At 61.0% G+C, this 12,198-nt stretch carries 7 protein-coding genes; 1 reads left to right on the top strand and 6 read right to left on the bottom strand.

All coding sequences use genetic code 11. From position 1 onward, the window contains the following. Nucleotides 1–21: 21 nt before the first annotated feature. The 6 genes from CRI94_RS16070 to CRI94_RS16095 all read right to left on the bottom strand — a co-directional run bounded on the left by CRI94_RS16070 (nucleotide 22) and on the right by CRI94_RS16095 (nucleotide 11,200). Nucleotides 22–879 (bottom strand): peptidoglycan-binding domain-containing protein, encoded by an 858-nt coding sequence (locus CRI94_RS16070; protein WP_179862360.1) that lies wholly within the window; start codon nucleotides 877–879, stop codon nucleotides 22–24. Nucleotides 880–1,217: 338 nt separating this feature from the next. Then, on the bottom strand, nucleotides 1,218–3,302 hold the full coding sequence (locus CRI94_RS16075; RefSeq protein WP_098078394.1) for a hypothetical protein: 2,085 nt from the start codon (nucleotides 3,300–3,302) through the stop codon (nucleotides 1,218–1,220). A gap of 57 nt (nucleotides 3,303–3,359) precedes the next feature. Next, nucleotides 3,360–4,661: a hypothetical protein gene (locus CRI94_RS16080; protein WP_098078398.1), complete on the bottom strand. Its 1,302-nt coding sequence runs from the start codon at nucleotides 4,659–4,661 to the stop codon at nucleotides 3,360–3,362. 98 nt (nucleotides 4,662–4,759) lie between these two features. Further along, nucleotides 4,760–5,710: a hypothetical protein gene (locus CRI94_RS16085; RefSeq protein ID WP_098078403.1), complete on the bottom strand. Its 951-nt coding sequence runs from the start codon at nucleotides 5,708–5,710 to the stop codon at nucleotides 4,760–4,762. A gap of 476 nt (nucleotides 5,711–6,186) precedes the next feature. Then, a complete protein-coding gene (locus CRI94_RS16090; protein WP_098078408.1) occupies nucleotides 6,187–9,903 on the bottom strand; it encodes a multifunctional oxoglutarate decarboxylase/oxoglutarate dehydrogenase thiamine pyrophosphate-binding subunit/dihydrolipoyllysine-residue succinyltransferase subunit in 3,717 nt (1,238 codons plus the stop codon). 220 nt (nucleotides 9,904–10,123) lie between these two features. Next, nucleotides 10,124–11,200, bottom strand: a complete 1,077-nt coding sequence (locus CRI94_RS16095) for an NAD-dependent epimerase/dehydratase family protein (protein ID WP_245846232.1) — start codon at nucleotides 11,198–11,200, stop codon at nucleotides 10,124–10,126. A 462-nt stretch (nucleotides 11,201–11,662) separates the two neighbouring features. Between CRI94_RS16095 and CRI94_RS16100 the strand changes: the two genes are divergently transcribed. Then, nucleotides 11,663–12,100, top strand: coding sequence for a BON domain-containing protein (locus CRI94_RS16100; protein WP_098078412.1), 438 nt, complete (start codon nucleotides 11,663–11,665; stop codon nucleotides 12,098–12,100). Nucleotides 12,101–12,198: the final 98 nt, after the last annotated feature.

Genomic DNA, 12,198 nt, shown 5'->3' on the forward strand with positions numbered 1-12,198 from the left:
AGGGAAACGCTCTCCCATTATCTACCATCGGATTTTGACGACGCCGGTCGGTACGTTGCGAACACGTTTATTGATGTAGAACGTGTTTCGTCCGAACTGTTTGATGCCGTCCACCTCGCCGATCCACTCCATATACCGCTTGGTATGGCGAGCGATGTAATTCCGCCATTCCTGGTAATTTGGAGCACGACCGTAGCGGCGTTTGAAGTAGATGTACGGGTTTGCGAAGTCCGTGGCGTTTCCAACCGGATTCGGAAGCTGGCCTCTCAACCCCCGTATAGCCATTCGTCTGGACGATGTCTTCAGATTCCGCCACGATCGGTTTCGCAGTGGCCGGCCGGGGTGTAGCGGACTTGAGTATTTGTAGAGAAACGAGGCGAACGTGGGGTAGCTGGATCTATGGTGCTGGAGGAATGCATACAGGTTCAGCATCGACCAGACGATCGCGGCGGTCTCGGGCGTTTCGCGGCCGCTATTTTCCCCCTCGAGCATGCGCGCGGTCACAAGCAGATCTTCCGGGGTGAACTGGTAGAGGCCGATGGTCCGAGTAAAGTCTCTATTTGACTTCAACGTGAGCTTGCCCAGCGCGATCTCCGACAATCTCGGAGGGGTCGGAGCATCGGCAGGGCCTTGATGCGTAGATCTGCCGCGCAGAACGCGCCGCATGGCCCGCCACGTTTTAGGACCGAGAATGCCGTCCACAACAAGGCCGTTGGCACGCTGCCATCGTGCAACCGCCTGCGAAAACACGGAGAGTGCAGGCGTCTGGCGTCGAAATCCGAGGAGCCGAACGATGGCGTTGAACGCACGGTCCCAGCCGAGCCGTCGAGCCCAGTACAGGTTGCGCCGGTTGGCTCTTTCGAGACGAATGCGGGGCACGTGCTCGAATGACATCGATTGGGACGCAGTGCCCGCACGAGGTCGCGAAGGATAGCCTCCGATCTCGTGCTTCTTACGCTGATTCCGACGAGAGCGGCGGGCCCGGCGTTTAACAGGTTTTTCCGCCCGGCACTTCGGACACATGCAGGTCGAATCTTGAGGCGAGAATGAGCGCCGAATTGTAGGCATGGCGAAGCGACCGGCTGAGCGAAACGGATTCGAGTATGTGTAGCCTCAGGATCCAAAGGCTGCTGGCAAGCTGGGGAAAGGGAGGCGAGAATCGAGGTCATCTCGATCCTCGCCCTCTGCGAGACGGTGATCGGTTATGAAGTCATCCTTCAGCGAAGACTCCGGCGCTTGGACGACGATTGACGAGTTAGCTCCGACTGGACGGCTCCCGGAATGCGCTTTGTGCCGTTCCCCTTCCGGAGTTGGTTGGTTCGCCGACGGATGAGCTTGGCGGGCTGCACGGTTCGCATCTTGGCGATGGTCGCATTGGGGGGCGCGGCCGACAGATCGATCCCGGTCAGAGCCTGATAGGCGTGGATGTAGCTCTTCACCTCCGAGCGCCAGTAGCGAGCCCAGTTCTTCGCCCGGTCCTGATCGATCGTCTGAACCCAGTCGCCCAGGCGGATGGACAGCAAGAGTTGCTCGCCGTACACACCGAGGTCGCGGAAGTGATTGACGGGAAGGCCGGTCCAGCCCTGCATCGTGTTCATGATGTCCACCTGTCCCATCCATTCCTCCTGATACGGCACCATCGGACGTCCGCGCAGGAACTCGCGCATCTCGTCTCGGCTCAGCATATACTGCATCGTCATCATCTCTGAGCGCGCGGTCCAGGGCAAGTCGCCGTACTGATTATGTGCTCCCTGAGCGAGCAAGATGTGAACTTCCTTCAGGGCATTCAGAAGGGCGAAGCCATCTGAGATGATGGTCGTGTTGTTGTCCTCGATGTAGAACTGGGAGCAGCGAAGGAGCAGGTTGTGGAAGGCTTCCAGAAAGTGAACACGACTGTCCGCGGTCCGCATCTGAGGCACGGCTTTGCCTTCGAGCGCCAGCCCGTACTGGTGTGCATACTCATGCACCCGTCGCGACACCGACAGTCGCTGGAACTCGTTCTGCACAAACCCCCAGATCAGATTGTTGAGTGGGCGCAGTGGGTCGAGCGTCAGGTTAGCGAGCGGGTCATTTTGTCTCAGACTCTTATTCTGGAATCGGAGACTGATCGCGCTGAGCGCCTGAACGAGCATACCGGATTCGTGCCAGTACGACCAGATCAGCTCGATCATGCACGGATCCGGGTTCGAGATACCATAGCAGAACGGCGATTCCGTAAAGGCATCACTCAGGCCGTCGCTGAAGTTGGTGGTAACGACTTGCTGGATGTAGGGTAACCGGTCTCGGCCCAGAAACGTCGTCAGGTAGTCCGTTAGCTCACGCCGAATCTCTTCGTGGCTTGCGGATCGTTGGAGACGACTGCTCTCAGCCGCGAGATCCTGTTCGTAAGCGTCCGTGTCGATCGTGATGTCACCACATCCGAAGAGCAGGAGGAACGCATCGGTGGCGACACGAAGTAGGTTGTACGCCTCCACATTCCCCGTCGTGACGAGACCAAACTTTAGCTTGTCTTGCTTGCGTCGAAGTTCTTCGGTGACGGCATTCGGTACCTGGCCGTCATTCGTGTTCTCACAAAACACCTGGTCGATGAACTCCTTGTAGGCGCCAAATCGTAACCCGTCTGTGCGTTGCCGGATTGCGACCCACAACGCCTGGTCCCTCGTCGGGTTGGCCTCGGGTCGCGTCAGCCGAACGTCTTTTGTTTCCTCCGAGAGATTGTCGATGATGTCTGGGTCGGCATACAGGGTTTGATCCTGGATCCGGGCCACCTCAGCCAGTTCGACATCGCCCTCGGACCGGAAGATTGCTTCGATTCGTCCGACGACGTCTTCTCCCCCGGTTCCCTGGTAGAGGGGAATGGACCGATCGCCCGTTCGGGACAGCTCGCGTCCGGGGAGTGGGGAAATCACGACGGGGAAGCGGCCGTTGGATTGGGCTTGTTCGTCGGATCGGGCCAGCGCACCGGAAAACGTACCATCCTTCTTCTTCGGAAAGATTCGGAAGAACACGCTCGGGGTGACGGTCGGATCGGCAAGAGCGGTGTTTGGGATAACAAAATCATCGAAGACGAATCGGAAGGAATCGTCTCCAGTCGATTGCGAGTCCGTATCTGGAATTAGGGCGACGGTTGCGAGTGCATTATCGACACCGGCAGTCCGTACATCCGCTGCGAAGACGGCAAGATGAAGCGCTGGAAGCGTGTCTGGTGTAATCGATTCCTCTCGGGACTCGATGGTGCGAAACGCTTGTGGCTGCAGGAAGACCGAGCCCGTGATTGTATATGTCGGGGTAGGATCAGGCATGGGTTTCGATTGGGTTGAAAGACGGAAAATGGCCTGGATACGTCCTCGAAATTGTCGCTAGTGGGTAGGTGCTTTCGGGATCTCCTTCGGCAGGCGGGTTCGGTCTGGGTGGAGAGTCGAGCGGAGGGCCCAGTAGTTGAGCAGTCGCGCGAGGAGTTGTCCCTCGGCGTCTGCGCTGATGCGCCCGTCCGCTTTTGCCTGGCCGAGAACGGCAAACACGAGGGACGGGTCGTGTCTGATCATTTGCTCGACATCACCTTGCCATCGGGGCCAGAGCGAGCGGAACAGTCTGGGCTGTCGCTCGGGTACCGGGAATAGCGTTTCAAGCGCTCGCCCCTTCATTCTCGCGGGCCGGTGACTCCGCAGAGCGCGAACGAATGTGGGCATGTGCCGATGAACGGCCGCGAACACATTTCGCTCTCGCTTTCGTGCCTCCCGCAGCGGATAGTACCGGTGCCATGACGCCTCCAGCCGATCCCACTGCGGGTCCGGGAAGAGCTGCCGCCCCATCTCGCAACTGAGCAGCACGCGCACCCACGGCGGTGGATGGGGGTCGTCTGCTCCCAATCGGAAAACGAACGCTCGCGGTAGCGCCACCACCCCCATGAGCCCCAGTGTGCTGCCTACGCCGAGTTGTGCGATCGCCCATAGATCAGCGATAATCTCGGAAATCCACCGCTCCCAGTAGATCCAGATGGCTTCTGAACGGGATCGCCGGTTCAGGTCGTAGCGAATCGAACTCACAAGGTCCAGAAGGGCTGCCCCCTGATGTCCGACTTCGTGGAGAAGGGAAGACGCGATGCCACTGCCGATCATCCGTTCGCGCGGTACTCGAATAATCGCGACAGGGTTACGTCCACCGCCGGGGAGGCGCGTCCGGGCCCGCCGAATGGCCGCTCCCTGTCCGCGGTCGAGGTAGCACAGCACGGGCGGTGGGCGATACGGAGCTCCTGGAAGAGCGAGCGCGCGGGCTGCGACCGTATCGAGTCCTCCCAGACGAGCGCCGTGGTCGTGTTCGCTTCGCTGCGTCAGTACGTCGGCAAACAGATCGAACTGCGTCAGCACGCGATTGAACATCAGCTTCAGGTGCACGAACCGCCCGTGTGCACGATTGGCGGACGTTCGTCGGCCCGTTGGACTGTCGAGCCATCGCAGGTACTCCTCGACACGTCTTCGCAGGTGTTTTCGACCCTGTACGAGATAGCGTTCGATCGCCTGCTGGGTGACCGGCCCGGGAGCAGCTGCGGGCGTCATCGGCATCAGCAGCGCAAACGGCTTCACGCGCGACAGCCGATCCAGCAGAGCAAGGGCTTCTTGTCGAAGCAACTCGTGGGATGAAAGGGTAGACGGACGAGGCATTGGAAGCGAAGGCATTGGAGAACAGGCCGGCGGACTGTACCCGACCGTCGGGTGGGTCCGATGCGTCATTCACGCACAGAAGCGACACCTCCTCAGGTCTAGAAGAAAAACTCCTTGTCCGCCCCGTTCTTCTTCGCCAACCCAGGAGCGTGCTTCGCCGAGGCTTTCTTAATTGCCTGCTTCGCCACCGTTTTCGCGGGGAGCATTTTGGGTGCCTCCATGGCTTCTCGCGTGGCTTCGCCTGCCAGTCTCACGTAGCGGCGGGCCACTTCGAACTCCTGATCTTCTGGGCTCAGACCTTCGAGCTCGAGGCCGAATGCGTCCGAAGCCAGCTTTCCGAATCGCCCTCCATAGTGCCGACCGCGGCGACCGAAGAACTCTCCGCCGATGTCGCGTCCGAGTGCGGGGAGCACCTGTCGTCCCGTGTACCGTAATCCGCGCGTCAGAGCACGTCCTGTGCGCGATCGCATGAAGCGACGGCCGTACCGCTGGATGCCGGGAGAGGGGCGTCGGCGACGGTAGCGGCGGCGAGGAGACCGGTACGTGCGTCGACGGCTGTGCGGGTGACGGCGTCTCCGCCTTCTTCGTCTCCTTCGTCGGCGCCGTTTGCCTCCTCCGAACAGTCCCTTCACGGCTTTGCCGGCGAACTTGGCCGCTTTCGGCAGAATTTTTTTCGCTGCACCGATCGCGACAGGAGCCAGAGCAGATGCAATGGTGCCGAGGAACTGGTCCATATCCTCGTCATCTTGCACGGTCAGCAGCTCGGCGGCAAGCTCCATCTCCGTCTGTTCGTCGAAGGGGCCCGGCATGTCATACTCGAACTCGTCGTAGTCGGAGTCATACTCAAATTCGAACTCGTCATCGTCCTCGTCGTCGTAATCCGCTTCCCACTCGTACTCGAATTCGTCGTCTTCGTCGTCCTCGTCAAGAATGGCATCCAGATCGGACTCGTATTCGAACTCGAATTCGTCGTAGTCTCCGTCGTATTCCATTTCCAACTCTCCGTATTCGTCAGGGTGCTCCAGGGTCGTGCGGTCCAGGTCGTGCATTGTATTTTTTGGTCTGGTTGAAATGGCCGTGTGGAAGCTTGCTCGGGCACGTCGATCCGCTTCGGATGTGCGAACCTGTATTTCAAGCGGTGTGCCATAGCCATAAATAGCTGCCTGGGCTGTCTGGGGATGGTTTTTGTGAAGGTGACAGCCCGTTGGGTGCGAAGTCGATTTCGGCGAATCGGGGACGGAGCGGAGGTTTGCGAACCATTTTTCGCAGCTCGTACCGCTTGAGTCACATCGGTGAACACGTAAAACGCCCCACAGCCGGGAAGCCGTGGGGCATTGGGGGAGGAGAGCGATTGGGGCGGTCGATAGAGAAAGCGGGGTACCTCCGTGGCAACTCGACGCGGAGCTGTAGTGCCCAACGCCGAAACGCCGCAACGTTTCAACGCTCCAACGGGTGAACGTTAAAACGCCCGCCCCGGCCGGAAGCCAGAGCGGGCATAGCATCCACTCGAATGTTGAGCGTCGGTTTAGGCGTCGAGGCCGAGTGCGGCCATGACCACTTTCTCTTGCTCGTGCTTATGCACCTTGGCGGAGCCGGTGGCCGGGCTGGCGCTGGCGGGGCGTCCGACGTACTGGACCTGCTCCTCGCACGTGCCGTGGATGTCGGCCAGCAGCTCGTCCAGGCGCCAGCGGAGGAAGGACCAAGCGCCCATGTTCTGCGGCTCTTCCTGGACCCAGAACGTTTCCGCATCCTGGTAGCGCTCAAGCTGCTCACAGAGATCCTCTTCCGGGAACGGATAGAACTGCTCGACCCGGGTGATGGCCACTTTGTTCTGCAACTCGTCGTGGTTTTCAAGCTCCTTGACGAGGTCGTAGTAGACCTTGCCGCTGCAGATGAGGTGACGCTCCGTGGTCGACGGATCCGTCTCAGCCGGGATGACTTCCTGCACGCCGCCGTCCGTGAGTTCGTCGGGCGTCGACACGCACATCGGGTGACGCAGAAGACTCTTCGGCGTCATGACGATGAGCGGCTTCTTGACGTCGCGCTTGACCTGGCGGCGAAGGGCATGGAAGTAGTTCGCCGGGGTGGAGAAGTTGGCGACGACCATGTTCTGCTCGGCGCAGAGCTGCAGGAAGCGCTCGAGGCGGGCGGAGGAGTGCTCCGGTCCCTGACCCTCGAAGCCGTGCGGCAGCAGTGCGACGAGGCTGGAGGTCTGTCCCCATTTCTCCTCGGCGGCGCTGATGAACTGGTCCCAGATGATCTGTGCGCCGTTGGCGAAGTCACCGAACTGCGCCTCCCACATGACGAGCGCCGACGGGTCGGCCACTGAGTAGCCGTATTCGAAGCCGAGGACGGCGTACTCCGACAGCAGGCTATCGTAAATCAACAGAGGCGCCTGATCGGGCGAGAGATTATTGACCGGGGTGTACTCGTCGCCGTTCTCCTGATCGATCAGCACAGCATGGCGCTGACTGAACGTGGCGCGTCGCGAGTCCTGACCGGTCAGGCGGATCTTGGTGCCTTCCTGAAGAAGCGACCCGAAGGCGAGGATTTCAGAGAACGCCCAGTTGATCCGTTCCTGCTCGTAGAAGAGGTCATCCCGCTTCGCGAACTGACGCTTCAGCTTGGGATGGACGTTGAAGTCGTCCGGCAGGTTGGTCAGTGCATCGACGACGCGCTCAAGATGATCGCGCTTCGCCCGGGTGTCGACCTCGGGGAGGCGGGCATCCGCCTTGCGGCGTGCTTTGCGCTCGATCGTCGTCTCTGCGTCCTTCTCCTCAAGATCCTTCGTACGGTCGAAGGCCTCCTGCAGGCGGTCGCGATAATCGTCGAGCATCTGCTCGGCCTCGTCCGGCTCCAGTTCGCCGCGGCGGAGCAGGAGCTCCGTGTAGAGCTTGCGGGGCGAGCGCTTCTCCTCAATCTTCTCGTAGAGGAGCGGCTGCGTGAAGGTCGGCTCGTCGCCCTCGTTGTGGCCGTGGACGCGGTAGCACATCATGTCGATGACCACATCCTTGTTGAAGCGCTGCCGGTATTCGAAGGCAAGGCGCGCGATGCGTACGCAGGCTTCGGGATCGTCGCCGTTGACGTGGAAGATCGGCGCCTCGATGGCACGTGCCAGATCCGTCGCGTATGTCGACGAGCGAGCGTCTTCCGGGACGGTGGTAAAGCCGATCTGGTTGTTGATGACCAGGTGGACCGTGCCGCCGGTCTTGTAGCCGCGGAGCTGGCTCAGGTTGAGCGTTTCTGCAACCACACCCTGCCCCGGGAACGCCGCGTCGCCGTGGACGAGGAGCGGGAAGACCTTGTCGTAGTACTCGCCGTCCGTGTTGGACGGGTGGTCGCCGCGCATCAGGTTCTGCTTCGCGCGCACCATGCCTTCCACCGTCGGGTTGACGGCCTCGAGGTGGCTCGGGTTGGAGGCGAGCGTGACGTCGATGTCTTCGCCGTCCATCGACGTGAAGGTGCCCTCGTTGCCAAGGTGGTACTTCACGTCGCCCGATCCCTGCGTCGTGTTGGGGTCGATGCTTCCCTCAAACTCGGAGAAGATCTGCTCGTACGGCTTGCCGATAATATTGGCGAGCACGTTGAGGCGGCCCCGGTGAGCCATGCCCATGACGACCTCCTCGAGCCCCTGATTGGCGGCGTCGGAGAGGATGGTGTCGACGATCGGAATCATCGTCTCGCCACCCTCCAGCGAGAAGCGCTTGTGCCCGATATACTTCGTGTGCAGGAAGCGCTCGAACGACTCCGCCGCGTTGAGCTTCTGCATGATCCGAAGCCGCTCTTCTTTCGAGAGCGTCGGCTCGTCGTTTTGCGGCTCGATGCGGCTCTGGATCCACTTCTTCTCTTCCGGATCGGAGAGGTGCATGAAGGCCGTGCCGATCTTCCGCGTGTAGGCTTCGCGGAGGACCTTCAGGATCTCGCGGAGGGGAAGGCGTTCTTCTCCGCCCAGACCGCCGGTGATGAACTCGCGGTCGAGGTCCCAGACGGTGAGGCCGTACGTGGCGGGATCGAGCTCGGTGTGGTATTGCCACTCGTAGCCGAGCGGGTTCGTGTCCGCCTGCAAGTGGCCGCGGACGCGGTACGCGCGAATGAGCTGCAGGACCGACGCTTGTTTCTCCGTCATGTCCAGCTCATTCTGCTGGCCGGGCTGACCGAGTTGCGGAGTCGAGTCGCTGAGCATGCGGAACGGTTGGTACGGCACGCCCAGATCCGAGAAGAGCTGGTTGTAGAAGTCGTGCTGCCCCATGAGCTGCTCCTCAATGTAGTTGAGGAACGCGCCGCTTTCCGCACCCTGGATGACGCGGTGGTCGTACGTGGACGTGAGCGTCATGACCGGCGAAATACCCGCTTTGCTCACCACGCTGTCGGCGTATCCGCGGTACTCCGGCGGGTAGCCGATCGCGCCAGCACCAACGATGACGCCCTGTCCCGGCATGAGGCGCGCGACACTCATCGACGTGCCGATCATGCCCGGGTTCGTGAGCGTCGCGGTCGTGCCCTCGAAGTCTGAAATCTTGAGGTTGCCGTTCCGCGTCCGGTTGATCAGGTCGTTGTACGTGCCGAGGAACTGGGCGAAGTTCATTGACCCAGCGTCCTTGATGTTTGGCACCATCAGCGTGCGCTTGCCGCGCCGCTCGATGTCGATCGCCAGACCGAAGTTGATCTGCTTCGGCATGATGTGCTGCGGCGTGCCCTCCTCGTCTCGAGAGAAAGTGCTGTACAGCGACGGCTGTTCTTTCAGCGCCTGCACGACCGCGTAGGCGATGATGTGCGTGAACGACACCTTCTCGCCACCGACCTGGCGCTGGTAGTCGTTCAGCAGCTTCCGGTTTTCGAGGAGAAGCTTCACCGGCATGCGGCGAACGGAGGTCGCCGTCGGGACGCCGAGGCTGTCCTCCATGTTCTCGACGATCTTCGCCGCCGGCCCACGGAGCGCCTGCACCTCGACCTTGTCCTCGGCAACGGCTGGAGCGGACGCCGGCGTGATCGGGGCGCCATCCCCGGTCGGCTGCTTTGCCTCGGCAGGCTTGGCCTGCTTATCGGGGGCAGAGGGGGCGGCCGCAGTCTCACCATCACCTTTTGGTGGCGTTTCCTTCGTTGGCGTCGCCGCGACGAACGACTCATCGGGGTGGTAATCAGCAAAGAAGTCCCGCCAGCTTTCGCTTACGCTGCTGGGATCCTCTTGGTATTGCTTGTACAGCTCTTCAATGTAGCCCGTATTGAATCCGAGGGAGCTCACAGTGGACCGGGGGTTTGACGTAAAAAGGGAACAATCACGACCGCTTCAGCACCCATGCGTTACGAGGCATCGCGGGCAAGGATTCGGGCGGGTTCCGATTGGCGGAAGCCGAATGTAGAATTCAAAAGACCGGGAGGTCTGGAAGTGCGGAGGTTTGGACGTGTGGACGTTTGGAAGTGTGAGGGTATGAGAGTACGAGAGCACATGAGCTTAGGGCGTTTTACAGCCAGCCTCGGTCTTTGTACCAATCGATCGTGTTGGCGACGCCGTCTGCCAGGTCGATCTGTTGGTGGTACCCGATTTCACGTTTTGCCTTGTCGCTGGAGCAGATGGTGCAGGCGTGTCGGATCTCCTTCGTCTTCTCGCGATTGAGCGCGGGGTAGTCGCCGGTGAGGCGTCCGAAGAGCTCCGATGCCGCGCCTACGGCGCCGACGAGCGGCGTGGGAACCGGAACGGTGAGAGCCCAGGTATCGAGGGCGGATGTGGCGGCGTCTTTGACGTCGTTCCACGAGTACGCGCGCTCGCTCCCGATGAAGTAGGTCTCGCCTTCGGCGTCCTCGTGCATGGCGGAGTCGACCATGCCCCGGGCGAGGTCCTTCACGTGCACCAGGCTCACCGCGGGTTTCGACGCGGGACCCGCAACGGGGCAGATGTGGCGCTGGACGGACTGAAAGAACTGCAGGATATCCCGATCCCGGGGTCCGTACACGGCCGGCGGACGCACGATGGTGATTGGGAGCACGTCCGCGTACGACTCCGTCATCTGGTGGGCGCTCCGGATCGCCTGCTCCATCTCGGCCTTGCTCCGCCCGTAGCGGCTGACCGGCTGCAGCGGCATGTCCTCGGTGGCCACGTCCGCTTCGCACCGACCGACCGCCGCCAGACTGCTCGTTACCAGCACGCGATCGACGTTCGGTGCGGCATGCTTGACTGCGCCAAGCAGGTTCATCGTGGCCTTGACGTTGGCCTCCTGCAGGGCGTCGTACGTTCGGGCCCGCGTCCGCCCGCCGACATGATAGACGCGGTCGACGCCATCGAGAGCCTCCCACAGCATCTCGATATTCGACAGCTCGCCCCGCACGTACGTGATGCGGTCCGGGGCTTTTGCTCGGATCTCATCCAACCACTTCGGCTCCGATCGGACGAGGCAGCGGATCTCGGAGACCCCGCGACGCAGGAGCTCTTCGACGAGGTGACTTCCCACGAATCCGGTGCCTCCGGTGACGAATGCGGTGCCGGACAGGTCATCACTGCCTTTGGAGGCGGACATCGACTCGTACTGCGCGTAGGTGGTCACGGGGCGGGAACGGATTGGTCAGGAGAAACACCGTATCGCGTAAGCGCCGAGCCGTGGAAGGTTCGGGACTGGAATTGCGAAGCGGGAAGTGCGAAAGGCGAAGTGTTTACATCGAACCGTCGCGCCGGACCATGAGCGCTTACACATCCACACATCCGAACCTTCAAACTTCCATACCTTCAGAACCTGTTTGGTGGATGAATCGGTAGCCGACACGAGCGAAGCGACTGACGCAGTAAACACAGTGGGCGAAGCCCGTGTGGAGCGCTCAGGCGAGTCATGTAGCGGAGCTACTTGGCAAGTGAAGTAGCTGCACAGGGCGAGATCCACGAAGTCGCAGACCAGAGACTGTCCGCCAAACAGGTTCTCAAACCTCCACACCGTTTTCCCTCGGACACATCCGATCGCACAGCCCGTAGGTATTCGCGTGCATCGAACTTTTGTCACCCACCTTCCCAGCTCATGGCCACCTTCGACTTTCCCCGCGAGTACGGCGTCGACCTGAATGCCAAGACGACCTTCGGTAGTGCCCGTGCGATTCAGAAACGGATCGAGGACGTCGTCTCCGGACAGATTAAGGATTTTCTCGTGATGGACGAAGGCAAGGAGGTCACGCTTATCGGGGAGGCGCCGTCGCAAGCTGTGCGCGAGACGGCCATTCTGCTCGCCGGCAACGTGAAGGGCACTGCCCGCGTCAATGACGACGCGTTGATGGTCCAGAACGCGGAGACGAAGCCGGAGGTGTCGTTTCACCGGGTCGAAGAAGGCCACACGCTGGCGAGCATCTCCGAAGCGGAATATGGCGACGCCGGCAACGCCATCCAAGTCCGTCAGGCGAATGATTTCCTGCTGGACGGGAACGAGGAGGTTGAACCGGGGCAGACCATCCGGCTACCGTAAGTGGGGTATGGGCTGTGGGGTTGGGGGGCACGGATTTGTTCAAACCAATCGTATGGGCGCATCGCAATGCGCCCATACGGCGTGTTTTTTACCCCATC

It is taken from the genome of Longibacter salinarum (assembly GCF_002554795.1).
GTDB classification, from domain to species: Bacteria; Bacteroidota; Rhodothermia; order Rhodothermales; family Salinibacteraceae; genus Longibacter; species Longibacter salinarum.

Coding starts and splice junctions, on each gene's coding strand:
- CRI94_RS16080 (WP_098078398.1), bottom strand. CDS start 4,661: ATGCCTCGTCCGTCTACCCTTTCATCCCACGAGTTGCTTCGACAAGAA.
- CRI94_RS16085 (WP_098078403.1), bottom strand. CDS start 5,710: ATGCACGACCTGGACCGCACGACCCTGGAGCACCCTGACGAATACGGA.
- CRI94_RS16100 (WP_098078412.1), top strand. CDS start 11,663: ATGGCCACCTTCGACTTTCCCCGCGAGTACGGCGTCGACCTGAATGCC.
- CRI94_RS16075 (WP_098078394.1), bottom strand. CDS start 3,302: ATGCCTGATCCTACCCCGACATATACAATCACGGGCTCGGTCTTCCTG.